Origin of the sequence: Sagittula sp. P11 (genome assembly GCF_002814095.1) — a bacterium.
GTDB lineage: Bacteria > Pseudomonadota > Alphaproteobacteria > Rhodobacterales > Rhodobacteraceae > Sagittula.
This window is the reverse complement of record NZ_CP021913.1, coordinates 3,513,531-3,535,976: the sequence shown is the minus strand read 5'-3', so window position 1 is coordinate 3,535,976 and position 22,446 is coordinate 3,513,531. Positions and strand designations below refer to the sequence as shown.

The following is a 22,446-nucleotide window of genomic DNA, read 5'->3' as shown; positions in this document are numbered from 1 at the left end:
TCGCAGACGCGGCGCGCCCTGGAAGGGACGCGCCGGATCCGTTCAGCCGCAGGTCGCTTCGAACGCCGCCTGGCCCTGACCGATGCCCGTCACGGTGACGGTGCAGTTCTGGTCGCCGGAGGTTACATCGACGCTGTCGCCCACGGCCACGCTCTGGGTGCTGACGCCGTTGACAGCGATCCGCGCCATGCCGTTCTCATCGTCCACGGACGACAGGAAGACGCGCACCGCCCCATCGGCAAGGCTGACGACGTTGCCGGGTTTCATGCCATTCTCGGGCGCCTCGCTTGCCGCCGCCTGCTGCTGCGCCGCGCCCTTGCAGTCCGAGCCCAGCGTCACGCCCTCATCCGTCAGCGCCATGACCGAAACTGCGCAGGTCTGCTCTCCGACGCTGGCCTCTGTCGTACCGCCGGCACCCAGCATCGATGGCTCCCCGTTGATCGACAGCCGGGCCGACCCGCTCTGCGCATCCAGCCTGGAAACGAACACCCGCAGCGCGCCGTCCGCGAAAATCGCGGTCTGGCCCACGCCCATGGCCTCGCTCAGTTCCGCGGTCTCGCTGGCGCTCATCGCCTCGGAGGAGGCATCCCCGCCCGATCCCGAACCGCCACCGCCGCCTGCGGAGGCGACCGCAGAGGCCGCGATGCGCGCGCTTTCCTCGATCCCGCTCGAGATGTCGGCCAGCGCGGTCTTCATCGCCTCCGTCTGGCTTTTCGCCGTGTCAGAGATCTTCGTGCTCAGCGCCGTCTGCATCTCGTCCAGCTTCGCCGACATGCCCTCGGTCGAGGCGCGCACGCCCTCTGTCAGCGCGTCGGGGTCGACCTTGCTGTCGTTCACCGCCTGCTCCAGCGTGCCAAGCCGTTCCTCCAGCCGTGCCAGGGCCTCCTGCGTGCTGGTGGCCGCCTCGGCGGAGGCTTCCTGTGCCGGGGTCAGCGACTGGCCGATCGCCTCTGCCATCCTGCTTTCGCTCACCGCCCCGCCCACGGCGACGCCCGCCAGCAGACCGATGATTACGCCACCTGCGCCAAAGACCACGTGTTTGTTAGACATGCTGAAATTCCTCCCATGAATATCGCGTGCCCCGGTTTGATTCCCCGGGTGTCCCTTTTCAGTTTAGGGCGATCCTGCCGCGCGTCTCCAATCCTTTCGGCTATGCCCCTCGCCCAAATATCCGGCACCTCGCCTTGCCTTCCCCGTGATGCGGCACCTATGTCTTGCTCAAATGGCAAACAGAGGTACCCCTATGCGCATGACCGCCCCCCGTCCCGTCTTCGATGCCAATGCCAGTGCAGGCGGCAAGGACCTGGGCCCGCTGCCAGAGTGGGACCTGACCGATCTCTACCCCGCCCCAGACGCGCCGGAACTGAAACGCGATCTCGACTGGTTGGAGGACGCCTGCCGCAGCTTCGCCGCCGATTACGAGGGCAAGCTGGCCTCGCTGGACGCGAAGGGGTTCCTCGACGCGATCCACCGGCACGAAAGGATCGAGGCCATCGCCGGGCGGATCGTGTCCTTCGCGGGCCTGCGTTACTACCAGATGACCGTCGACCCGGAGCGCGCCAAGTTCCTGTCCGACATGCAGGAGAAGATCACCGTCTACACGACGCCGCTGGTGTTCTTCACGCTGGAACTGAACCGGCTGGAGGATGACTTCTTCGACAGCCGCTACGCCGAAAACGCGGACCTCGCGCGCTACAAGCCCGCCATCCGCCGCATCCGCGCGATGAAGCCCTACCAGCTGTCGGACGAGATGGAGAAATTCCTGCACGACATGGGCGTGGTCGGCGACGCGTGGGAACGTCTGTTTGACGAGACCATCGCCGGGCTCACCTTCACCATCGACGGTGAAGAGCAGAACATCGAATCGACCCTGAACCACCTGACCGATCAGGACCGCTCCAAGCGCGAGGCCGCCGCCCGCGAACTGGCCCGCGTCTTCGGCGCCAACATCAGGACCTTCGCCCGCGTCCACAACACGCAGACCAAGGAGAAGGAGGTCATGGACCGCTGGCGCGGGATGCCCACCGCCCAGACCGGCCGTCACCTGTCCAACGATGTCGAGCCGGAGGTTGTCGAGGCCCTGCGCAATGCCGTGGTCGCGGCCTACCCCCGCCTCAGCCACCGCTACTACGAGCTGAAGCGCAAGTGGCTGGGTTTGGACCGCATGGAGGTCTGGGACCGCAACGCGCCGCTGCCGATGGAAACCGACCGCATCGTCAAATGGCCCGAGGCGCGCAGCATGGTCATGGACGCCTACACCGCCTTCGACCCCCGCATGGGCGAGATCGCGACCCCCTTCTTCGAAAAGGGCTGGATCGACGCGGCGGTGAAACCCGGCAAGGCCCCCGGCGCCTTTGCGCACCCCACCGTGACGGACGCGCACCCCTACGTTCTGCTGAACTACCTCGGCAAGCCGCGCGACGTGATGACGCTAGCGCACGAACTGGGCCACGGCGTGCACCAGGTTCTGGCGGCTGATCAGGGCGAGATGCTGGCCTCCACCCCGCTTACGCTGGCCGAAACGGCGTCGGTGTTCGGCGAGATGCTGACGTTCCGCAAGATGCTGGAAAACGCCAAGGATCAGAAGGAACGCAAGGTCCTGCTGGCCGGCAAGGTCGAGGACATGATCAACACGGTCGTGCGCCAGATCGCCTTCTACGACTTCGAGTGCAAGCTGCACGAGGCCCGTCGCGGCGGCGAACTGACCCCGGACGACATCAACGCGCTCTGGATGTCCGTACAGGCGGAATCGCTGGGCGAGGCCTTCGACTTCATGGAAGGGTACGAGACCTTCTGGGCCTATATCCCGCACTTCGTGCACTCGCCCTTCTACGTCTACGCCTATGCCTTCGGCGACGGCCTCGTGAACGCACTCTACGCCGCTTACGAGGAGCAGCCGGAGGGTTTCCAGGACAAGTATTTCGACATGCTGAAAGCCGGCGGATCGAAGCACCACAAGGAGCTTCTGGCGCCCTTCGGCCTCGACGCCACGGATCCGGCGTTCTGGGACAAGGGCCTGTCGATGATCGAAGGCTTCATCGACGAACTGGAAGCCATGGAAGAATGAGCGGCGAGGACGCGCCCGGGGCCGGTTACACACTCGGGCGCGTCCTCGACCACGTTGCGCTGCGGGTCGCGGACTATCCCGCCTCGCGGCGCTTCTACATGGCGCTCTTCGCGGCACTGGGGCTGTCGGATCACGTCCGCGAAGGCCCGGATGGCCTCGATATCGACGAACTCTACATCGGCCCTGCCCGTCAGGGTGGTCCGGTCACTCGCGGCCTGCACCTCTGCCTGCAGGCCAAAAACCGGGCGGAGGTTCAGGCAGCACACGCACAAGGGGTTTCCGCCGGTGGTCTCGACCACGGGGCGCCCGGTCTCCGGGACTATCACCCGGGCTACTACGCCGCCTTCCTGATCGACCCCGACGGCAACAATATCGAGATAAAGGTAGATGAGCGGGTCACGTCCCGATCCGCTCCGTTCATAGAGGTCGGGACCGGCTGAAAGCCGTCACTTCAGCTGCGAATCCTTGGATCCGCGGCGATTGATGCCCGCGCGCTTGACGTCGCGCCCCTGACGCTCCGCCGCACAATCCACGCACAGCTTCACACCCGGAAGGGCCACACGCCGCTTCTCGGGGATCTCCTCACCGCACTCCGCGCATTCCTTCAGGCTCTCGCCGATCGGCGCGCGACGCAGCTTCATGCGCTCCAGCTCTTCCTGGATCGTCGCTTCCATCTGCTCGTTTTCCGCGCCATCGCGGCTCCATCCGCCCGCCATCGTGCACCTCCGTCCGGATTTCGGCCCTGAGACGACAATTGCAGCACGTCTCGGCGATATAACGCAAGCGTCACGAAGCCGGTTGCCTTCTCACACCCCGACGACACAGGGCGCTCACAGGAAAACTTGAAACCGGATCGGTCCGGCGCACGTATCTCTCACGAAACCGCACCTGCAGGAGCGCCCCGATGATCCGCACCGCCACCCTCCTCCTGAGCCTGCTGGCAACGCCGCTCGCGGCGGCCAGCTTCACCTTCAACAGCATCGACGGCGGGACGCTCGACCTCGACGACTGGAAGGGCCAGCCGGTCCTCGTCGTCAACACCGCCTCGCGCTGCGGCTTCACCCCGCAATACGAAGGCCTGCAGACCCTCTACGACCGGCACAAGGAAGACGGCCTTGTCGTCCTCGCCGTGCCCTCCGACGACTTCCGCCAGGAACTGGCAACCGCCGAAGCGGTGGCGGATTTCTGTGCCGTGAACTTCGGACTGACCCTGCCGATGACCGACATCACCCATGTGCGCGGCGCGGATGCACACCCGTTCTACCAGTGGGTCCGCCAGCAGAGCGGGTTCGAGCCGTCGTGGAACTTCAACAAGGTGCTCATCGGTCCCGATGGGGCGGTGGTAGCCACCTTCGGGTCGACGGCCAAGCCGCTGTCGAAACCGATCACCTCCGCGATCCAGCCCTACCTGAAATGACAAAGGGTGCCCCACCGGGGCACCCACTGCATGATTTTGGGCGTCTGAGGACAGATCAGTCCCGAAGCAGGGCGTAGATCTCGTCCTTCAGAATGGCCCGCTCCTTGCGGAGCTGGTCTTCGGCCAGTTGCTCCATCGGTTCCACGTTGGTGGCCGCGCGATGCACGCGGCGGTTCACATCGTGGTACTGCTCGGCCAGACGGGCGAAATGCGCATCGCTGGATTTCAGTTCATGCAGCTTCTCGGCGAATTCCGGGAATTCTTCGGAAAGCTCGTGGGGCGTATGGGACATTTGCGTCTCCTGTGTCTCTTGCGTCCGACCAGACACTAGAGCCGCCACGCCCCACCGACCTTGATGCGCATCAAGTCTGCATGTATTTCGGGCTCAACGCATGGCGCGTCGCCACCCGGCCTTGCGCGCCTCATCCTCCGAACAGAACCACCTCTCCCCGCGCGCCTCGCTGATGACGGTCGCGTCATAGTCGCGCTGGCCGGGGACGTGATAGATCATCGTCCCGCCCGAACTGCTGATGTTGCCCTTGATCCGGCAGCCCTCCGGCACCTCCTGCCCCAAGGCCGCGGTCTTTGCACGGGAGTCGCGTTGCACCGCCCGAAAACGGGCCGGGCGCTCGAAGACCATGCCATGCAGGCCGCGCCCCGCATCGCGCGCAGAGGATTCGTCGGTCAGGTAATCCTGCGAGTACTTGGCATAGGCCAGCGCCAGCCCTTCCGCCACGAGGTGTTGCCCGACATCTTCGCCGCCGACGAAACACTTCGCCACGACGCGGCCATAGCGGTCGATGTCCACCTCGGCGCAGCGCGCGTCCGCGCCGTCGTAAACCGACCTGACCTTGTCGGACACCCAGGCCCCGCAGGGCCACGGGCTGACTCCCCGGGCGCCGCACATCTGCGTGCTTTCCGGTGTGTCGATCCCGTGCAGCCGGACCCGCGTCTCGCCAATCGCAAAGGTGTCGCCGTCGATCACGCGCACCTTTCCGGCGACCTCCGCATGGGCAGGCATTGCAAGGCAAAACAGGACGGCGAGGAACGGTCTGAACATGCCTGCAAACATCGGAACGGCGCCGGCCAAGTCAATAACCTGTGTTAAAGAGTGTTTAACGCAGGCGCGGACTTGTTGCCGAATCTGGCCTTCATGTCCGGTGTGGGCACCTCTGCCCCGGGCATCGATACGGCCCCGCCAAAGGCGCGCAGTCCGACCCTCAGACGCACCGCCCGGTGGCTCGCATCGCGGTACTCCGCGGGCGCGTCCAGCGTCGCAAAGCCCAGACCACTGCGCAGGATCGCCGCACCGAGGTCATCTCGACCGTCGAGGCAAAACGCCGTGAATTCCGCCCCGTCCTGCACGAAATGCCCGAAACACGACAGCAAACGCCCATCATAGCGCGCTTTCAGCTTGCCTACGGCCCACCGCCCGCAGGCTAAACCGTCGCCGCAATAGAGATCCTCGTTTACGCTTTCGAGGCCACGCAGGCGAACGACAGTATCGCCCACCACGATCCGCGCGCCATCCAGAACCCGCGCGGGCCCGCTCACCACCGTGCCTCCGGCAAGGACGGACCCCGGCACGGCAAGCGCCATAACGGGGCAATGATCTTCAGCATTCTTAACATTGCATTTACGTGCGACGCGGCCGCCCGTTCAACGCGTTTCTGCAGTCTTCGTTAACGCTGCTGCGTCTGCCATTCGGGGTGAATCCACGGCGTCGCAGCCTCTGGCGGAAGCCGCTTGCCCAGCATGTGATCGGCGATCTTCTCGCCCGTCATGATCGACGGCGCATTGAGGTTGCCGTTGGTGATGCGCGGGAAGATCGAGCTGTCCGCCACGCGCAGCCCCTCCACCCCGATCACCCGTCCCTCCGGATCGACCACGGTATCGCGGTCGTCGGCACGCCCCATCCGGCAGGTGCCGCAGGGGTGATACGCGCTCTCAACGTGTTCGCGGATCACATCGTCCAGCTCGTCGTCGGTCTGCGCATCGGCGCCCGGCTGAAGCTCGACCCCGCGGAAGGGCGCAAAAGCCTCTTGCGCAAAGATCTCCCGGGTCAGCCGGATCGCGGTGCGGAAATCCTCCCAGTCCTCCGGGCAGCTCATGTAGTTGAACAGGATCTTCGGCGCCTCGCCGGGATCGGCAGAGCGCAGCGTCACCGCCCCGCGCGACGGCGACCGCATCGGCCCGGTGTGGGCCTGGAACCCGTGACCCTCCGGCGCGACTGCGCCATCGTAACGCACGGCGATCGGCAGGAAATGGTACTGGATGTCGGGATATTGCACCCCGGCCCGCGAACGGATGAACCCCGCGCTTTCGAACTGGTTGGACGCACCGGGCCCGCTCCGGCCGAACAGCCATTGCGCCCCGACCCAGGCCTTGCCCCAGAGGTTCCAGTACTTGGCCAGCGACACCGGCTGGGTGGAGGTCATCTGGACATAAAGCTCGAGGTGATCCTGAAGGTTGCGCCCGACACCGGGCCGGTCGGCGCGCACCTCGATACCATGTTCGGACAGGTGCGCCGCGGGGCCGATCCCGGACAGCATGAGCAGCTTGGGCGAATTGATCGCACTGGCGGAAAGCACCACCTCGCGCCGTGCGCGGATCACCTCGGTCGCGCCGCCGCGCGAGATCTCGACACCCGTGGCGCGGCCGTCTTCAAAGACCACGCGTTGGGCCAGGCCGCGCACGATCTCGGCCCCCATCGCCTTTGCGGGCCGCAGGTAGGCCTTGGCCGCCGACCAGCGCTCTCCCTGCCACACGGTCATGTCGAAGGCGCCAAAGCCTTCCTGCTGTGCGCCGTTGTAGTCGCCGGTCACGGGATACCCCGCCTGCCGCCCGGCCTCGACAAAGGCCTGCACCAGCGGGTTGTCCCGCCGCCCGCGCGTGACATGCAGCGGACCGCCGGAACCGCGCAGGGACGGATCGCCGCCATGGCCGCCGTGATGCCAGTCTTCCATGCGCCGGAAGTAGGGCAACACGTCGGAATAGCCCCAGCCGTCGGCGCCCTGCTCGGCCCAGTGTTCATAGTCCAGCGCGTGACCGCGCACGTAGATCATGCCGTTGATCGAGGACGATCCGCCCAGCACCTTGCCGCGCGGACAGGCCATCCGGCGGCCGCCGAGGTGCGGCTCCGGCTCGGTCCGGAAACCCCAGTCGTAGCGCTTCATGTTCATCGGGTAGCTGAGCGCGCCGGGCATGTTGATGAAAGGCCCCCAGTCGGAGCCGCCATGCTCGATCACGATGACCGAATGCCCGGCTTCCACCAGCCGGTAGGTCAGCGCGCAGCCTGCCGACCCAGCACCCACCACGACATAATCCGCCAACATGTCCGTCTTCCTTCAAGGCTTGCAGGCTGTCGCCCGGCAAGGCCGGATGCCTCCGGCGGGGATGTGTTCAGTCCAGAAAAATGGCGCCGCCGGACGAGGCCGCCGGTGCCGCGAGGTCGTACCGGCAATTCACCGGCGAATTGGTCTTGCGCCCGTCCGGATTGGGACCGGAACCGGCTCCGTCAGGAAGCCAGACGAAAAGGACAGGTTACGGGTCATCAGCCGCGTCCTTCGGACGGTCCGTGCATCAGGGCGTGCGCCGCGCGGATCACCTCGTCCGCCGCGCCGCCGATGCCTCGGCCGGACAACGCCGCGCGCAGGTAGACGCCGTCGATGAGCGCGCCGATCTGCTCGGCCACCAGCTCCGGCTCCTTGCAGCGGCCGCGCAGGGCGTGCCGCAGGTTCGAACGGAGCCGCGCGTGATAGACCGACAGCAGGCGCCGCGCGCCCGGTTCGCTCTGCGCCATGCCGTAGAAGCTGAGCCAAGCCGAAATGGTGGGCCGCTCGAAGCAGCTCTCGGCAAAGTTCGCCTCGATCAGCGCTTCCAGCCGCCTGCCCTTGCGCGCGGTGGCCAGGGCAGCGCGCACTTCGGCGCCGTATTCGGAAAGGATGTGACGCATGGCGGCGAGGAAGATGTCCGTCTTGCCGCCGAAATAGTGGTGGGCCAGGGCGGTGGACATGCCGGCGCGTTTGGCGATCTGCCCGACCGTCACGTCGAGCGACCCCTTGGCCCCGATCTCAGCGACCGTGGCTGCCACCAGCGCCCTGCGCCGTATCGGTTCCTGTCCCAGCTTTGGCATGGGTCAGGGTTTGCCTTTTGTTGACTGATGAGTCAATCAAGAAGCGTTGTCTGGGACGCATGGCTAAAAACCAAGTCAGGCCAATCGCCGGGTCCCGGGCGCCATCAGCGCGGCCCATCCAAACCGCCAAGGCGGATCGCATGGAGCCATGTGTCCGGACTTCGGGGAACGGTGCGCCGCCACAGGCCCGCGGACCTGCTCAGCCCCGGTTCCGCAGGTCCCTGTCTCAGAGGGCAAGCGTTCCCAGCACGCGGTTCTGCGGCAGGCGCGACACCTCGACGCCGACATCCGTGCGGCGGAGGTTGTAGCCGTAGCCCTTCATCCGGAACCGCCATTCCGCATCGGACAGGGCCTTGCCCCGTTCGCGCAGCAGGAAGGCCTCGATCTCGGCCATGTTCTCGGTCAACTTGTTCTCTGCAAACATATCACTCTCTCCTGTAGCAAGCTTTCGCTACGTCAAGTGTTGCTCACGTATTGCGGCGCGAATGCGTCCACCGCGGGGATTTTTCGCGTTCTCGCAACAAAGGTCCGCTGACTACAGCTTCGTTTCCGAAACGACCGGTGTGATGCGCCGCTTCAGCACCGCCTCCCGCCAGGTGATGAAGATCACGGCCGCCATGATGACCGACCCGCCCGCGACCACCCACAGGTCGACCGGCTCCGCGAAGAACATCGCGCCGATCAGCACCGACCAGACAAGCTGGAGGAAGGTGACCGGCTGCGTCACCGTCACGGGGGCCGCCACGAAGGCCAGCGTCATGGCGTAGTGACCGCCAGTGGCGAAACAGGCTACGCCGAACAGCAGGGCCAGCTCGGTCCAGGTGGGCCAGACCCAGACCGAGAGCGCCATGGGCGCCAGCCCGACCGTCACCGTCAGCGACATCATGATGACCACGACCGAGGGGCGCACCTCGCTCGACAGGATCTTGGCCAGCAGGTAGGAGCCGCCGAACACCAGCGCCGTGACCAGCATGGCGTAGTGCCCGGGATCGAGTTCGCGAAACCCGGGCCGCAGGATCAGCATGGCCCCCACGAGGGCAGCGACAATTGCGCCGACACGCCGGACCGCAAGCCGCTCGCCCAGGAAAAACACCGCCAGCACGGTCACGTAGACCGGGTTTAGGTAGTTCATCGCCGTGACCTCGGCGAGCGGGATGCGTGTCATGGCATAGAACCAGAGCGCCACGCCGACCGTGTGCATGCCGCCCCGAAGAAGGAACAGGCCCCACAGTTTGCGCGTGAATGTCGCCTGATGCAGATCCCGCCACATCGGCGCAAGAAAGACGAGGCCAAGCAGGAAGCGCAGGAAGGCAGCTTCCACCGCCGGAATCCGGTCGCCCAGGGCCTTCACCAACGCGGTCACACCAACGAAGCACAGCCCCGTGACAACCATCCAGAAGATGCCCACACCGGGCCGTGCCGCCTGTTCCATGCCGACAACATGTTTCTCGGGGAAGGGATTGTCCATGCCTGACGCAAGGGCTTACCGACGGAGGCGGCGAGGCGTTGCAAAGGACCCTCGCCCTGGTCCCCAGCGGGCCAGCGCGGAGAAACGCTGCCGTGCCACGGACCGCCTCCCCGCTCAGCCCATCAGCAGCGACACCGCGATAATTAGCATGGTCGTGCCCACCACCAGGTCAAGTATCCGCCAGGCGGAGGGCCGGGCGAACCACGGCGCAAGGCTGCGCGCGCCGTAACCCAGTCCGAAGAAGAAGACGAAGCTGGCCACCATCGCCCCAGCCGCAAACGCCACCCGGTCCGCATATTGCGCCGAGACCGACCCCACCAGCACCACCGTGTCGAGGTAGACATGCGGGTTGAGCCAGGTGAAGGCGAGGCAGGCCAGGACCGCGGCCTTCAGGCTCTGCGCGCCCTCGCCCGCACAAAGCGCCGCACCGCCCCGCCATGCGGACAGCAAAGTCCGGATGCCGTACCATGTCAGGAAAATGGCCCCGAAGATCCGCATACCCCATTCCAGTCCGGGCACTGCCCTTGCCAACGCCCCGAACCCCAGCACACCCGCGGCGATCAGCACCGCGTCGGACAGCGCGCAGACCAGCACCACCGGCAGCACATGCGCCCCGCGCAGCCCTTGCCGCAGGACAAAGGCGTTCTGCGCGCCAATCGCGAGGATCAGGGAAAATCCAAGGGCAAAGCCCGCCAGTGCCGCGTCCATCCGGACCTCCTTCGGTTCGTCTACGGACTACCGCGGGTTGCCAGTGAAGGCGAGTTAATCCAGTTTCATCTGATGAAGCATTGCTAATCAGAGGCCCAATGTACGACCCGGCGCAACTCTCGGCACTCGAAGCGGTCCTGCGGCTTGGCGCGTTCGAGGCCGCCGCTGCCGAACTCAACGTCACGCCATCGGCGATTTCACAGCGTATCCGGGCGCTTGAGGATCGCGTCGGCGCGCCGCTCGTCCTGCGGCAATCCCCCGCCAGCGCGACCGAGACCGGCGCACGGCTAGCCCGTCACGCACGCGAATGCGCCCTGCTGGACGCCGCGCTGGCCCGGGACCTCGGGCGCGCGGCGCAGGCGCGGCTGCGCATCGCGCTGAACGCCGACAGCCTTGACACCTGGGCGATTCCCGCGCTGGCGCGCACCGATTTCCTCTACGACATTGCCATCGAGGACGAATCCGTCTCGGACCGGCGCCTCAGGGACGGCGACGTGACCGCCGCCATCACCTCCCGCGCGCAGCCGGTGCAGGGCTGCGATGCGGTTCCGCTGGGTGTCATGCGCTACATCGCCACCTGCTCGCCCGCCTTCCGCGACCGGCATTTCGCCGATGGGCTGACAGAGGACGCACTGACCAAGGCGCCGATGCTCGATTATTCCGGCAAGGACGTGCTGCAACGGCGCTGGCTGGCAGACCTCAACGGCCGCCCGCTGTCGCCGCCGACGCATCACCTGCCCTCTACCCACGGCTTCGTGGAGGCGGCGCGCTGCGGCCTTGGCTGGGGTCTCAACCCTCTGCCGCTGGTGGCGGCCCTGCTGGAGAGCGGCGAACTGGTCGCCATGGCGCCCGACCGTCCGCGCGACGTGCCGCTGTACTGGCAGGTGCGCAGCATCACCGCACCGGCGATCCGCCCCCTGACACGGGCGCTGCGCCGTGCGGCGGGCGAGGCGCTGCTGCCCATGCCCTGAAACGACAGACGCGCGCAGGATGACCTGCGCGCGCCGTAATCCCCGGAAGATCCCCGAAGGATCAGGCGTCGAGCTGTTCCATGACCTCGTCGGAGGCCTCGAAGTTGGTGGTGACGCGCTGCACATCGTCGTCCTCTTCCAGCGCATCGACCAGCTTCATCAGCGAATTCATCCCGTCGAGGTCGAGCTCGGTGGTGGTCGTCGGCTTCCACACCAGCTTCGTCGACTCGGATTCGCCAAGAGCGGTTTCCAGTGCGCTGGCCACGTCGTTCAGGTCGGTGTCGGCGCAGTAGATCACGTGCCCGTCCTCGGACGATTCCACGTCTTCCGCCCCGGCCTCGATCGCCGCCATCATGACGTCGTCCGCATCGCCGGCAGAGGCCGGGTAGACGATCTCGCCCTTGCGCTCGAACATGAACCCGACAGAGCCGGTCTCGCCCAGGTTGCCGCCGTTCTTCGAGAACAGCGACCGCACGTTCGATGCAGTGCGGTTGCGGTTGTCGGTCATCGTCTCGACGATCACCGCCACGCCGTTCGGGCCGTAGCCCTCGTAGCGGATTTCCTCGTAATCCTCGGCATCGCCGCCCACCGCCTTCTTGATCGCGCGCTCGATGTTGTCCTTGGGCATGGACTGCCCGCGGGCTTCCTTCACCGCCAGACGCAGGCGCGGGTTCTTGTCCGGGTCCGGATCACCCATCTTTGCAGCGATGGTGATCTCCTTGGAGAGCTTGGAAAAGACCTTGGCCCGCAGCTTGTCCTGACGGCCCTTGCGGTGCTGGATGTTTGCCCATTTGGAATGGCCGGCCATGATTGTGCCTCTCGTTCCCGACTGTTCGAAATTCGCGCCTCTATAAGCCATGCCCGGCGCCTTGCCAAGGACGGCCATTGCGCCCGGTGACGCCCGCGCTTAAGCCCGACGGCATGGCCCGATTCCTCCTCCTCCAGCTGCGCCCGGAAACCGAAGCCAGCGACGACGAATACCACGCCTTCCTCGACAAGGGCGGCCTTGCGGAGGGCCAGGTGCACCGCATCCGCCTCGACCGCGAGGATCTGCCCGATGACCTTGACCCGGCGGATTATGCCGGCGTGATCGTCGGCGGCGGGCCGGGCTGCGTGTCCGACGCGCCCGAGGACAAGGACCCGGTGGAGGCGCGCATCGAAGCCGCCTGCCTCTCGCTCATGCCGAAGATCACCGGCGCCGACATCCCCTTCATGGGTTGCTGCTACGGGATCGGCATCCTCGCCCATCACCTGGGCGCCGAAGTCTCCAAGGCCCGGTTCGGGGAGCCGGTGGGGGCGGTGACCTGCCACCTGACCGACGACGGCCGCCGCGATCCGCTGACCGGCGCCCTGCCCACGCAGTTCGATGCCTTCGTCGGCCACAAGGAGGCGGTGCAGTACCTGCCGAAGGGCGCCGTGCACCTCCTGTCCTCCGGCCCCTGCCCCTACCAGATGATCCGCTTCGGGCAGAACGTCTATGCCACGCAGTTCCACCCGGAGGCGGACGCCGAAGGGTTCGAGACGCGCATCCGCATCTACCGGCACAAGGGCTATTTCGCACCCGAACAGGCGGACGACCTGATCGCCATGTGCCGCGAGGCGGACGTGACGCAGCCGGAACGCCTGCTGCAGGCCTTCGTCAGCCGCTACGCCTGACGCGCCTCAGAGCGTCCAGAACATCGGAATGAACAGCGCCGCCAGCGCGCCGAGCCCGAGGTTCAGCGGCAGGCCCACGCGGATGAAGTCGGTGAACTTGTAGCCGCCCGGACCGTAGACCAGCGTGTTGGTCTGGTAGCCGATGGGCGTCGCGAAGCTGAGGCTGGCCGCGATCATCACCGCCACCACCAGCGGGCGCGGATCGACCCCGATGGCGGTGCCCAGCGTCACGGCAATGGGCGTCATCACCACCGCAACCGCGTTGTTGGACACGCTTTCCGTCAGCAGGCTGGTCATCAGGTAGACCGCCCAGACCACGGCCCACGCCGGAAGCTGCTCGACGTAGGGCGCGACGGCTCCGACAATCATCCGGACGGCGCCGGAATGCTCCAGCGCCGCGCCGACCGCCAGCATGGCGAAGATCAGCGCCAGAAGCTGGCCTTCCACGTAGGAAAACGCCTCGTCCGCGTCGATGCAGCGGCTCAGCAGGACCAGCGCCACCGCCAGCACCGCCAGCGCAAGGATCGGCGCAAGGCCGAAGGCCGCCAGCACCACGATGCCGGTCAGGGCCACCAGCGCGATGGGGGCATGGCCGCGCCGGAACGCGCGCGCCGACGGATGCGCCACATCGACCAGCCCCATCTCGTCCGCCAGCCGCTTGATGTCCTCGGCACTGCCTTCCAGCAGCAACGTGTCACCCACGCGCACCACCAGTTCGTCAAGCTGCCGCCCGATGTTCTGGTTCCGCCGGTGCACCGCCAACGGGTAGACCCCGAACCGGCGGCGCAGGCGCAGACCGCCCAGCGAACGCCCGACCATCTTGCACCCGGGTGAAATCAGCACCTCGACCGTGGTCGTCTCCTTGGCAGAAACCTGGTCCAGCCGCTTCAGCGACTTGTTGCTCTGAAGCGACAGAAGCTCGGCCATGGGAGTGCGCAGGACGACCCGGTCGCCGACTTCCAGCAACACGCCGTCGAGGTTGCGGCGCAGCGATTCGTCGCCGCGGATCACGTCGACCAGCCGGACGCCTTCCCGCTTGAACAGCTGCACACCCAGCACTTCGCGGCCGATGAGGTTGCTGTCGGGCGGAATGACCGCCTCGGTGAAGAACTTCATGCGCGAGCGGTCCGACAGCATTCCCGCCATGCTCATCCGGTCGGGCAGCAGCAACGGCGCGACGAAGAACAGGTAGAGCATGCCCGCCGCGACAAGGATCAGCGCCAGCGGGGTGACCTCGAAGATGGTGAAGGGCTCCAGCCCCTGCGACCGCGCCACACCGTCCACCAGAAGGTTGGTCGAGGTCCCGATCAGCGTCAGCGTGCCGCCCATCATGGCGGCATAACTCAGCGGGATCAGCAGCTTGGAGGGGGCGATGTCCATGACCTTGGCGATCTGGACGAAGACCGGCAGCATGACCACCACCACCGGTGTGTTGTTCATCACCGCCGAGGCCAGCACCACCACCCCGAGGATGGCCGCCATCGCCTGTTTCGGCCGCTTGGCCACCTGCGCCTGCGCATAACCCGTGAAGGCATCGAGCGCCCCGGTGCGCACCAGCGCCCCCATGACGACGAACATCGCGGCGATGGTCCAGGGCGCGGGGTTCGACAGGACGCTCAGCGCCGCGTCATAGGGCAGCGCGCCCAGCAACAGCAGCGCCGCGACGCCGCCGATTGCCGTAACCTCCGTCGGGTACGTCTCGCGCACGAAGAGCACGAACATCGCCACGACGACCGCGAGGGTCGCCCAGGCCTGCGCCTCCTGACTCAACTCGATCCACTGCATCGCCGGCCCCTTGCTCTTGTGTCAGCCGATCCTCAACCCGTCGCATTTTGACGGAGCGTCACGTCGGGTACAAGCGTCTTGGGGCGCGGCTGCACAAGAGCCATGCCCAGAAGCATCACCGCAAGTGCGGCCCAGAACCAGCCGGAATAGCCCTCTCCGAGGAAGAGCATGGCCCAGGTCACCCCGAAGAGCGTGACAAGATAACTCACCTGCGCGGCGAAGACACTGCCTGCCAAACCGACAAGTGCCACGTAACCGGTGTACGCGCCCGCGTGCAGGAGCGTGCTGGCCAGCAGTGCGCGGTCCGGCGCCCCCAGCGGCCAGGGCGGCGAAATGAACTGGCCGGTCCCCAGCGCCAGCGGCAGGGAGATCGCCGCGCCGATCAGTGACGCGCCCGCCAGCACCTGCACCGGGTCCAGCCCCGGCGTGCCCCAGCGCGCCACGATGTTCGCCTCGAAGGCGTAGCAGACCGACGACACCAGCGCGACCGCCACCCAGAAGACCGATACGTCGCCCCTCAGCCCGCCCTCCGGCAGGACGAGGAGCGCCACCCCGGTCAGCCCCAGCACGAGCCCGAGGAGACGGACCGGGCGAAAGCTGTCCTGCCCAAGCGCCAGCGCGATCGGCAGGGAGATCATCGGCACCGAACTCAGCAGCATGGAAACCACGCCCGACGGCAGATGCGCGATGGCCTGGTAGCTGGCGATGCCCGGCACGACAGAGCCCACCACCGCGATGACCGCGCAGGTCAGCCACTGGCGCCGCGTCAGCCGCAGGCTCCGCCCCCGCAAAAGCGTGATGACCGCCAGCAAAATCCCGGTCAGCAGGGTCTGCCAGAAGATCAGGCCGAAGTGGCGATAACCCTCGGAGACAGCGATCTTGGACAGCGGTTGTGTCCCGCCCCACGCCGCGCCGATGGCCACAAGCGCAAGGAACGGCCCGAGGCGCGCCAGAACCGGAAGAGGCAAGGAACGCGCCGTCACCAACCTACGGACCCGACTGCGCCAGCCGCCCGCCCTGGCGCACCATGGTGACGGAGACGGCCTTGCCGGTGCGGTCGTCAGTCTCCACGAAGAGGCCGGACAACGTGGCCTCGCCGCTTGCGGGCTCGAACCGGCCCTTGGCCATACCGTTGACGAAGCGGCGAAGCGGCTCTGCCGGCTCCATCCCGATGACAGAGTTGTAGTCGCCGCACATCCCCGCATCCGCCATGAAGGCCGTGCCCCCCGGCAGGATCTGGGCGTCGCCGGTGGGCACATGGGTGTGCGTGCCGACGACGATGCTGGCGCGGCCGTCGCAGAAATGGCCCATGCCCATCTTCTCGGAGGTGGCCTCGCAATGCATGTCGACGAGGATCGCCTGCGCCTGCCCGCCGAGCGGATGGCGCTTCAGCACATCGTCCACCGCCCCGAAGGGCGAATCGTAGCTGCGCGACATGAAGACCTGTCCGAGCGCCTGAACCACCAGGATCTTGCGCCCGCGCGCATCCTTGTAGAGCGCGGCCCCCCGCCCCGGGGCCACCCGGGCAAAGTTCAGCGGCCGCACGATGCGCGTCTCGCCTTCGATATGGGTCAGCATCTCCTTCTGGTCGAAGGCATGATCCCCCAGCGTGATGACATCCGCACCCGCCTCGAAGATCGCGTTGGCATGGGCGGCGTTCAGCCCCGCCCCGTTGGTCGCATTCTCGGCATTGACCACGACGAAGTCGATCCGCCAGTCCTTTCGCAGGCCCGGAAGCCGGTCCACGATCCCCTGCCGCCCGGCGCGGCCCATCACATCGCCCAAAAAGAGTATTCGCATGGGCAAAAGCCGTAAGACGCCGTGCCCGGAAAGTTAAGCCCCGAAATGCGCAAAGGCAGGCGGCGCAAAGCCCCGCCCTACATCGGTCGCAGATTTCGGGCAGGTGAGGCGCATGATCGGCGCGCGGGCGCGTCAGGCGGCGAGAGCGGTGCTCCACAAGGTACGGCGCGACGGACGCTATGCCAGGGCGCTTGCACACGGCAGGCCCGCGTCACCGGAAAGCAGACCCTGTAACATCCCGCCGCAGGACCAACCGCCCCTGCCACCCCGTCCTGCCCGCTCAGCGGCAGGCCAGCGCGGCCTCCAGCGCCGCCGCATCGTAACGCCCGACCTCCCGCGCCGACAGGCTACCGCCATCGAGGCGCACCGCCATCAGCCGCGACCAGTCGCCGGAGGCCAGCACCATCTCCGGCCCTGCGCCGCAATCCCGCACACCGCCAGCGATATGGTCCCAGCCGATGCGGTGGTTGGTCAGGTTCTCGAGCGCGGCGACCTCCGTCAGCGAGTCGCCCTCCAGCCGCCAGACCCGCAGGACCTTCGCCAGGTGCGGGCGGTCGACATAGGCCACCTCCAGCGCGCCGTCGCCGTCCAGATCCGCCGCCCCGACCGGCGCAAGCCAGCGGTGCGTCTGTCCGATGAACGGCGTTGCGGCCAGAAGCCCCGTGCCGGTGTAAAGCGACAGACGGGCGCCGCGCGCCAGATCGCTCTCGACGACCATGACCGCCGTGGGCGCCTGCGGATCCAGACCGATGAGCCGCGCCTCCACGTCCTCGAAGACGCGGGTTGCGGGCAGGCGGATCACCGTCTCCTGCACGTCCGTGCGCGCACAGGCCGGGCAGCGATCCACCCACAGCCGCAGCGTGCCCCACTCCACCGCATCTCCCAGAACGCCGTGGTCGTAGCGCGTGACCGGCTCTTCAAGCCGCGCGTCCAGAATGGTCCCGAGCGCATCCGACGCCACGGGCGACGCCGCCACGAGCGCCAGCATCACCGCAGCGCCGCGGGCGGCCGCGAACCACACAGCACGACGCGGACGCGGCGCCCCCGTCCGAAGCGAGCTCCCCCGAGGGGTCTTGCTGCCGGACGGGCGCGCCCCGGTCATCAGATCTGCTTTTCGGGCATCTGCACCACCAGCCCGTCGAGCGCATCGCTCACCTTAAGCTGGCAGGTCAGGCGCGAGCGGGCCGGATCGGGCTCGAAGGCGAAATCCAGCATGTCCTCTTCCATGTCCTCGCGCGGTGGCAGCTTGTCGAACCAGTCCGGGTGCACGTAGACGTGGCAGGTCGAGCACGCGCAGGCCCCGCCGCAGTCGGCCTCGATGCCGGGGATGTTGTTGTCCCGTGCGCCTTCCATCACGGTCAGACCGTTCGGCACGTCGACCACGTGCTCTGTCCCGTTGTGCTCGATGTAGGTGATCTTCGCCATTTCACCGCTCCGTTTGTCATCCATCGCAGCATACCTAGACATCCACGCGGCGCGCCGCCAGACCCGTTTTGCGCCCCGGCGCGCCCGGTCAGCCCATCGTGAAGCCCCGCAGCGTCCTGCGCCGCAGCGGCAGTCTTGGCGCCGCGCTGCGTATGTTCTACATATGTTCGCATGACCTGGCCCCGCCCCCCTTCCGCAACCCCGGCCCGCCTTCTGCGGGACGTGCCCAACGGCGCGCGGGCGACCGTGGCCGGGCTGGTGATCCTCCGCCAGCGCCCGGGCACCGCGAAGGGGGTGATCTTCGTCACCCTCGAGGACGAGACCGGCGTCGTCAACGTCATCGTCTGGCGCGCCCTCTACGAACGTTTCCGTCGCGCGGTGATCGCCGGGCGGATGCTGCGCGTCACCGGAAAGGTCCAGCGCGAGAACGGCGTGACCCATGTCATCTCCGAGCATATCGAGGACATCTCTCCCCTGCTCGACCGCCTGCTGGATCCCGACCTCCCGCCCCTCTCCGGCCCCGCGCACCAGGGCGCCTGAGACCCGCGCGCCGGCGCAACCCGCGTCCCATCGGCCACAGACCGCGCGCCACGGCTGCCGGGCGCTTTGATTTCGGGCGCGCCTGACCTATAAACAGCCCACGACAACGACCCCGTTCAAGAGGGCCCGAGCAGTCATGACCCGTTTCACCGTCGCCCTGGGCCTGATGGTCCTCGCCGCGGCCTGCACGACGAGCGTGTCCGAGAACGCCTCTCGCGACGCGCTGGAAGACGTGCAGCCCGTGGCCCTGTCGCCGGTGTCCCTGCCCGCCCCCGTGATCGCGCTGTCGGACGGCCGCTGCCAGGCACGCGAGACGCTGCCCGCCGTCTACGAACAGGTCATGGGCGAAGTGCAGGTCGTGCAGGCCGAGATCGCCCCGGACGGCACCGTGCTGCGCCCGCCCGTCTACCGCCGCGCCCCGGTGCCCAAGGTCGTCCGCCCGCGCAGCGACGTGATCTTCGACGCGGTCTGCGGCCACCAGATGACCCCGGACTTCATCGCCTCGCTGCAGCGGGCGCTGGCGGCGCGCGGCTATTTCGCGGGCAACGTCACAAGCTGGATCGACGCGCCGACCTCCGCCGCGATCCGCAAGTATCAGGCGGAACGCGGCCTCGAAAGCGCGCAGCTCTCGCTGGAAACCGCCCGCAGCCTCGGGCTGATCACCGTCGACGCGGCCTCGGGACCCGACGACATCTGAACCTCCGTTGCGCAGCGGCCCCTTGGCAGCGGCCCCCGTTCCGCGCAGTCTGAAGGCGACTGGATGCCGGAGGCCACGATGCAGGGCACAATCGGACTGATCGGAACCGGCATGCTGGGACAGGCCATCGCGCAGGGCTGGCTCGACTCCGGGCTGGCGCCCGACCGGCTCCTCCTCGCCAACAGCAGCGGACGCGCGCCCCTGCCCGGGATCGAGGTGACCGGCCCCGGCGACCTTGCCGGGCGCTGCGAGACCATCCTGCTCTGCATTCCCCCCGCCGCACTGTCCGATCTGGACCTCCAAGCGCCGGACGCGCTGATCCTGTCGGTGATCGCGGGCGCCACCCGCGCGCGGCTCGAGGCGATCACCGGCAGCCCCCGTATCGTCCGGGCGATGTCCAGCCCCGCCGCCGCCCGGCGCCTTGCCTACACGCCGTGGACCGGCAGCGCCGCGATCACCGAGGCTGACCGTACGCAGGCAAACGCCCTCTTCTCCGCCATAGGCGTTACGGATGAGATCGCGGACGAGGCGCACATCGACCTCTTCACCGCGATGACCGGCCCCGTGCCCGGTTTCGTGGCGCTCTTCGCCAGCGCCATGGCCCGTCACGCGCAAAGCGAAGGGGTAACCCCGGACGTCGCGGACCGCGCGGTGCGGCAGCTCTTCCTGTCGGCGGGCGAGATGCTGGCCCATGACGCGCCCACGGCAGAGGCCCATGTCGACGGGATGATCGCCTATGCGGGCACGACCGCCGCGGGGCTTCGGGCGATGCAGGACGCGGGGATCGCGGAGATCATCGCAGAGGGCCTGCGCGCCGCCACGGCCCGGGCGCGAACGATCGGCTGACCGGCACGTCCCGGCCCGGGCACACAACGAAAAAGGGCGCCCCGCGGGGCGCCCTTTCCTCTACCCGGATGGGTGAAGGGATCACTCTTCTTCCAGACCCAGCGCGACAAAGCGCGGGTCGCCGGCACGGCGCACGAGCAGCAGGATCGACTTGCGGCCCTCGTCGCGGGCTTCGGTGATCCGGTCCTCGAGGTCGGTGACGGTGACCACGGCGCTCTGGCCGGCTTCGGTGATGACGTCACCGGCGCGCAGGCCCTTCTCGAACGCCTGGCTGGCCTCGTCCACTTCCATGACCGCCAGACCGTCGGTGCCGTCCGGCACACCAAGCTCGGCGCGCAGCTCCTCGGTAAGCGGCGACAGCGTCAGCCCCAGCGTCTCCAGCTCCTGCGGATCGGCAGCATCCGGACCGGCAGCAGCGGCCGGAATGGCGCTTTCGGCTTCCTCGCGGCGGGCCAGCGTGACCTTCAGCGTCTTGGTCTCGCCGTCGCGGTTGACGACCACGCGCACCGTCTTGCCGACCGGAGTGTTGGCCACGATGCGGACAAGCTGACGGGTGTCCTCGACCTCGGTGCCGTCGAAGGTGACGATCACGTCGCCTGCCTCCATCCCGGCTTCCATCGCGGGACCTTCCGGAACGTCGCTGACCAGCGCGCCCTTGGCCTGCTCCAGGCCCAGGCCCTCGGCCAGATCCTCGGTCACGTCCTGGATGCGGACGCCCAGCCAGCCGCGGCGGGTCTCGCCGAATTCCTTCAGCTGGTCGACCACGCGGGTCACGACGTTCGACGCCATGGAGAAGCCGATGCCGATGGAGCCGCCGTTGGGCGACAGGATCGCGGTGTTCACGCCGATCACCTCGCCGTCCATGTTGAACAGCGGACCGCCGGAGTTGCCGCGGTTGATGGCGGCGTCGGTCTGGATGTAGTCGTCGTAGGTGCCCGACAGCGCCCGGTTGCGCGCCGAGACGATCCCGGCCGAGACCGAGAAGCCCTGGCCGAGCGGGTTGCCCATGGCCATGACCCAGTCGCCGACGCGGGCGTTGTTGCTGTCACCGAAGTTGACGTACTTCAGCGGCGACTCCGCCTCGACCTTCAGCACCGCGATGTCGGTGTTGGGGTCGGTGCCCACGAGCGTCGCGGGCAGTTCGAAGCCCTCGAAGAACTCGATCATGATCTCGTCGGCGCCTTCGATCACGTGGTTGTTCGTGACGATGTAGCCGTCTTCGGAAATCACGAAGCCGGAGCCCAGTGCCGACGAGCGACGCGGGCGGTTGCCCTCACCGTTGCGGTCCTGAAACTCTCGGAAGAAGTCCTCGAAGGGCGAGCCCTCGGGAACGATACCCTGCGGGCCGGTGCGGCCGGCGACGGTGGTCGACGTTGTGATGTTGACGACGGACGGGCTGACGCTCTCCGCGAGTTCGGCAAAACTCTCCGGTGCGCCGCGGGCGTGTGCCATCAGGGATTGCGAAAGGATGAGGACCATCGAGAGCGCCGTCAGCCAGAACAGCCGAAGCGGCGTCGCGTCCTCCCGGGTCAACGCGTGCACTTGCGGTTTCAAAGAATTCTCCTTGTTTCTGGCAGGTCGGCCGCCTCCACCCTCAGGCCACGGCTGCCCTGCCTCTTCCTCAGTGTGACAAACATAGGCTCAATGGCGCAACACCAAAGACGTGTATAGGCTGTCTCACGCCCAAGTGACACGCGGTGACGGATCGGGGAGTACCCGGGCGGCGCAAAGCCGCGCCCTACAGCATGCCCCGGCAGCGCCGCCGTTGCGCATTGTCCTTAAGAACGTGCCCTGCCCGTGGGGCGCCGGTTGCCATGGAGCGCGCGCCAAACTTTCCGGGCTGGCGTAACGCGGGACCCACATCGACTATCGTGGCACGACCCGGCGAAGGACCATCCGCCACCGCCGCGCCCCAGGCAATTCAGCTCCCG

25 protein-coding genes are annotated in these 22,446 nt (G+C 67.3%); 8 read left to right on the top strand and 17 right to left on the bottom strand.

Going from position 1 to position 22,446, the window contains the following annotated elements; all coding sequences use genetic code 11:
• Positions 1-42 precede the first annotated feature (42 nt).
• The gene (locus tag CDO87_RS17255; protein WP_100929927.1) at positions 43-1,050 is read right to left on the bottom strand and encodes a hypothetical protein; all 1,008 of its coding nucleotides are present in this window, start codon (positions 1,048-1,050) and stop codon (positions 43-45) included.
• Between the two features lie 193 nt (positions 1,051-1,243).
• Here CDO87_RS17255 and CDO87_RS17250 point away from each other — a divergent pair, with 193 nt between their 5' ends.
• Together CDO87_RS17250 and CDO87_RS17245 are read left to right on the top strand one after the other, a co-directional pair.
• Positions 1,244-3,067 (top strand): M3 family oligoendopeptidase, encoded by a 1,824-nt coding sequence (locus CDO87_RS17250; RefSeq protein ID WP_100929926.1) that lies wholly within the window; start codon positions 1,244-1,246, stop codon positions 3,065-3,067.
• The gene (locus CDO87_RS17245) at positions 3,064-3,507 is read left to right on the top strand and encodes a VOC family protein (RefSeq protein ID WP_100929925.1); all 444 of its coding nucleotides are present in this window, start codon (positions 3,064-3,066) and stop codon (positions 3,505-3,507) included. Before CDO87_RS17250 ends, CDO87_RS17245 begins: the two co-directional genes overlap by 4 nt.
• A gap of 6 nt (positions 3,508-3,513) precedes the next feature.
• On the opposite strand, the gene CDO87_RS17240 is transcribed toward CDO87_RS17245, so the two are convergent.
• Positions 3,514-3,783, bottom strand: coding sequence for a DksA/TraR family C4-type zinc finger protein (locus CDO87_RS17240; protein WP_100929924.1), 270 nt, complete (start codon positions 3,781-3,783; stop codon positions 3,514-3,516).
• A 188-nt stretch (positions 3,784-3,971) separates the two neighbouring features.
• Here CDO87_RS17240 and CDO87_RS17235 point away from each other — a divergent pair, with 188 nt between their 5' ends.
• Complete coding sequence (locus tag CDO87_RS17235) at positions 3,972-4,484, top strand: glutathione peroxidase (protein WP_100929923.1); 513 nt, start codon at positions 3,972-3,974, stop codon at positions 4,482-4,484.
• 55 nt (positions 4,485-4,539) lie between these two features.
• On the opposite strand, the gene CDO87_RS17230 is transcribed toward CDO87_RS17235, so the two are convergent.
• The 8 genes from CDO87_RS17230 to CDO87_RS17195 form a co-directional block, all read right to left on the bottom strand.
• Entirely contained in the window at positions 4,540-4,776 is a 237-nt protein-coding gene (locus CDO87_RS17230; protein WP_100929922.1) for a YdcH family protein, read from the bottom strand.
• A 93-nt stretch (positions 4,777-4,869) separates the two neighbouring features.
• Positions 4,870-5,544: a thermonuclease family protein gene (locus CDO87_RS17225; protein WP_100931015.1), complete on the bottom strand. Its 675-nt coding sequence runs from the start codon at positions 5,542-5,544 to the stop codon at positions 4,870-4,872.
• Positions 5,545-5,588: 44 nt separating this feature from the next.
• A complete protein-coding gene (locus CDO87_RS17220) occupies positions 5,589-6,038 on the bottom strand; it encodes a hypothetical protein (RefSeq protein WP_157815025.1) in 450 nt (149 codons plus the stop codon).
• Positions 6,039-6,166: 128 nt separating this feature from the next.
• Positions 6,167-7,819, bottom strand: coding sequence for a choline dehydrogenase (betA, locus tag CDO87_RS17215; RefSeq protein WP_100929920.1), 1,653 nt, complete (start codon positions 7,817-7,819; stop codon positions 6,167-6,169).
• A 218-nt stretch (positions 7,820-8,037) separates the two neighbouring features.
• Entirely contained in the window at positions 8,038-8,619 is a 582-nt protein-coding gene (gene betI, locus CDO87_RS17210) for a choline-responsive transcriptional repressor BetI (protein ID WP_100929919.1), read from the bottom strand.
• Positions 8,620-8,845: 226 nt separating this feature from the next.
• Positions 8,846-9,043, bottom strand: coding sequence for a hypothetical protein (locus CDO87_RS17205; protein ID WP_100929918.1), 198 nt, complete (start codon positions 9,041-9,043; stop codon positions 8,846-8,848).
• A gap of 111 nt (positions 9,044-9,154) precedes the next feature.
• A complete protein-coding gene (locus CDO87_RS17200) occupies positions 9,155-10,087 on the bottom strand; it encodes a DMT family transporter (protein WP_198521740.1) in 933 nt (310 codons plus the stop codon).
• Between the two features lie 114 nt (positions 10,088-10,201).
• The gene (locus CDO87_RS17195; RefSeq protein WP_100929917.1) at positions 10,202-10,795 is read right to left on the bottom strand and encodes a LysE/ArgO family amino acid transporter; all 594 of its coding nucleotides are present in this window, start codon (positions 10,793-10,795) and stop codon (positions 10,202-10,204) included.
• A 98-nt stretch (positions 10,796-10,893) separates the two neighbouring features.
• Here CDO87_RS17195 and CDO87_RS17190 point away from each other — a divergent pair, with 98 nt between their 5' ends.
• Complete coding sequence (locus tag CDO87_RS17190) at positions 10,894-11,766, top strand: LysR family transcriptional regulator ArgP (protein ID WP_100929916.1); 873 nt, start codon at positions 10,894-10,896, stop codon at positions 11,764-11,766.
• 61 nt (positions 11,767-11,827) lie between these two features.
• On the opposite strand, the gene CDO87_RS17185 is transcribed toward CDO87_RS17190, so the two are convergent.
• Entirely contained in the window at positions 11,828-12,574 is a 747-nt protein-coding gene (locus CDO87_RS17185) for a YebC/PmpR family DNA-binding transcriptional regulator (protein ID WP_100929915.1), read from the bottom strand.
• Between the two features lie 113 nt (positions 12,575-12,687).
• Here CDO87_RS17185 and CDO87_RS17180 point away from each other — a divergent pair, with 113 nt between their 5' ends.
• Positions 12,688-13,422 carry a glutamine amidotransferase gene (locus CDO87_RS17180; protein ID WP_100931013.1) on the top strand — a complete coding sequence of 245 codons (735 nt, stop codon included), beginning with the start codon at positions 12,688-12,690 and terminating at the stop codon, positions 13,420-13,422.
• Between the two features lie 6 nt (positions 13,423-13,428).
• Here the strand turns inward: CDO87_RS17180 and CDO87_RS17175 are convergent, their stop codons facing one another.
• The 5 genes from CDO87_RS17175 to CDO87_RS17155 form a co-directional block, all read right to left on the bottom strand.
• On the bottom strand, positions 13,429-15,207 hold the full coding sequence (locus CDO87_RS17175; RefSeq protein WP_100929914.1) for an SLC13 family permease: 1,779 nt from the start codon (positions 15,205-15,207) through the stop codon (positions 13,429-13,431).
• A gap of 32 nt (positions 15,208-15,239) precedes the next feature.
• Positions 15,240-16,175 (bottom strand): DMT family transporter, encoded by a 936-nt coding sequence (locus CDO87_RS17170; protein ID WP_100931012.1) that lies wholly within the window; start codon positions 16,173-16,175, stop codon positions 15,240-15,242.
• A 19-nt stretch (positions 16,176-16,194) separates the two neighbouring features.
• Entirely contained in the window at positions 16,195-17,007 is an 813-nt protein-coding gene (locus tag CDO87_RS17165) for a TIGR00282 family metallophosphoesterase (RefSeq protein WP_100929913.1), read from the bottom strand.
• A 280-nt stretch (positions 17,008-17,287) separates the two neighbouring features.
• Positions 17,288-17,995, bottom strand: a complete 708-nt coding sequence (locus CDO87_RS17160; RefSeq protein ID WP_100931011.1) for a hypothetical protein — start codon at positions 17,993-17,995, stop codon at positions 17,288-17,290.
• A 113-nt stretch (positions 17,996-18,108) separates the two neighbouring features.
• On the bottom strand, positions 18,109-18,432 hold the full coding sequence (locus CDO87_RS17155; protein WP_100929912.1) for a 2Fe-2S iron-sulfur cluster-binding protein: 324 nt from the start codon (positions 18,430-18,432) through the stop codon (positions 18,109-18,111).
• 171 nt (positions 18,433-18,603) lie between these two features.
• Between CDO87_RS17155 and CDO87_RS17150 the strand changes: the two genes are divergently transcribed.
• The 3 genes from CDO87_RS17150 to CDO87_RS17140 all read left to right on the top strand — a co-directional run bounded on the left by CDO87_RS17150 (position 18,604) and on the right by CDO87_RS17140 (position 20,515).
• Positions 18,604-18,972 (top strand): OB-fold nucleic acid binding domain-containing protein, encoded by a 369-nt coding sequence (locus CDO87_RS17150; RefSeq protein WP_100929911.1) that lies wholly within the window; start codon positions 18,604-18,606, stop codon positions 18,970-18,972.
• Between the two features lie 136 nt (positions 18,973-19,108).
• The gene (locus CDO87_RS17145) at positions 19,109-19,669 is read left to right on the top strand and encodes a peptidoglycan-binding domain-containing protein (RefSeq protein ID WP_254698185.1); all 561 of its coding nucleotides are present in this window, start codon (positions 19,109-19,111) and stop codon (positions 19,667-19,669) included.
• A 78-nt stretch (positions 19,670-19,747) separates the two neighbouring features.
• Positions 19,748-20,515 carry a pyrroline-5-carboxylate reductase gene (locus tag CDO87_RS17140; RefSeq protein WP_100931009.1) on the top strand — a complete coding sequence of 256 codons (768 nt, stop codon included), beginning with the start codon at positions 19,748-19,750 and terminating at the stop codon, positions 20,513-20,515.
• 81 nt (positions 20,516-20,596) lie between these two features.
• On the opposite strand, the gene CDO87_RS17135 is transcribed toward CDO87_RS17140, so the two are convergent.
• Complete coding sequence (locus CDO87_RS17135; protein WP_100929910.1) at positions 20,597-22,069, bottom strand: Do family serine endopeptidase; 1,473 nt, start codon at positions 22,067-22,069, stop codon at positions 20,597-20,599.
• Positions 22,070-22,446 lie beyond the last annotated feature (377 nt).

Excerpts from the sequence above, each read along its gene's own strand:
- CDO87_RS17205 (WP_100929918.1), bottom strand. The coding sequence starts at position 9,043 with ATGTTTGCAGAGAACAAGTTGACCGAGAACATGGCCGAGATCGAGGCC.
- CDO87_RS17185 (WP_100929915.1), bottom strand. The coding sequence starts at position 12,574 with ATGGCCGGCCATTCCAAATGGGCAAACATCCAGCACCGCAAGGGCCGT.
- CDO87_RS17180 (WP_100931013.1), top strand. The coding sequence starts at position 12,688 with ATGGCCCGATTCCTCCTCCTCCAGCTGCGCCCGGAAACCGAAGCCAGC.
- CDO87_RS17240 (WP_100929924.1), bottom strand. The coding sequence starts at position 3,783 with ATGGCGGGCGGATGGAGCCGCGATGGCGCGGAAAACGAGCAGATGGAA.
- CDO87_RS17190 (WP_100929916.1), top strand. The coding sequence starts at position 10,894 with ATGTACGACCCGGCGCAACTCTCGGCACTCGAAGCGGTCCTGCGGCTT.
- betA (WP_100929920.1), bottom strand. The coding sequence starts at position 7,819 with ATGTTGGCGGATTATGTCGTGGTGGGTGCTGGGTCGGCAGGCTGCGCG.
- CDO87_RS17255 (WP_100929927.1), bottom strand. The coding sequence starts at position 1,050 with ATGTCTAACAAACACGTGGTCTTTGGCGCAGGTGGCGTAATCATCGGT.
- CDO87_RS17200 (WP_198521740.1), bottom strand. The coding sequence starts at position 10,087 with ATGGACAATCCCTTCCCCGAGAAACATGTTGTCGGCATGGAACAGGCG.
- CDO87_RS17245 (WP_100929925.1), top strand. The coding sequence starts at position 3,064 with ATGAGCGGCGAGGACGCGCCCGGGGCCGGTTACACACTCGGGCGCGTC.
- CDO87_RS17225 (WP_100931015.1), bottom strand. The coding sequence starts at position 5,544 with ATGTTCAGACCGTTCCTCGCCGTCCTGTTTTGCCTTGCAATGCCTGCC.
- CDO87_RS17140 (WP_100931009.1), top strand. The coding sequence starts at position 19,748 with ATGCAGGGCACAATCGGACTGATCGGAACCGGCATGCTGGGACAGGCC.
- betI (WP_100929919.1), bottom strand. The coding sequence starts at position 8,619 with ATGCCAAAGCTGGGACAGGAACCGATACGGCGCAGGGCGCTGGTGGCA.
- CDO87_RS17160 (WP_100931011.1), bottom strand. The coding sequence starts at position 17,995 with ATGCTGGCGCTCGTGGCGGCGTCGCCCGTGGCGTCGGATGCGCTCGGG.
- CDO87_RS17250 (WP_100929926.1), top strand. The coding sequence starts at position 1,244 with ATGCGCATGACCGCCCCCCGTCCCGTCTTCGATGCCAATGCCAGTGCA.
- CDO87_RS17155 (WP_100929912.1), bottom strand. The coding sequence starts at position 18,432 with ATGGCGAAGATCACCTACATCGAGCACAACGGGACAGAGCACGTGGTC.
- CDO87_RS17175 (WP_100929914.1), bottom strand. The coding sequence starts at position 15,207 with ATGCAGTGGATCGAGTTGAGTCAGGAGGCGCAGGCCTGGGCGACCCTC.
- CDO87_RS17230 (WP_100929922.1), bottom strand. The coding sequence starts at position 4,776 with ATGTCCCATACGCCCCACGAGCTTTCCGAAGAATTCCCGGAATTCGCC.
- CDO87_RS17165 (WP_100929913.1), bottom strand. The coding sequence starts at position 17,007 with ATGCGAATACTCTTTTTGGGCGATGTGATGGGCCGCGCCGGGCGGCAG.
- CDO87_RS17235 (WP_100929923.1), top strand. The coding sequence starts at position 3,972 with ATGATCCGCACCGCCACCCTCCTCCTGAGCCTGCTGGCAACGCCGCTC.
- CDO87_RS17150 (WP_100929911.1), top strand. The coding sequence starts at position 18,604 with ATGACCTGGCCCCGCCCCCCTTCCGCAACCCCGGCCCGCCTTCTGCGG.
- CDO87_RS17145 (WP_254698185.1), top strand. The coding sequence starts at position 19,109 with ATGACCCGTTTCACCGTCGCCCTGGGCCTGATGGTCCTCGCCGCGGCC.
- CDO87_RS17195 (WP_100929917.1), bottom strand. The coding sequence starts at position 10,795 with ATGGACGCGGCACTGGCGGGCTTTGCCCTTGGATTTTCCCTGATCCTC.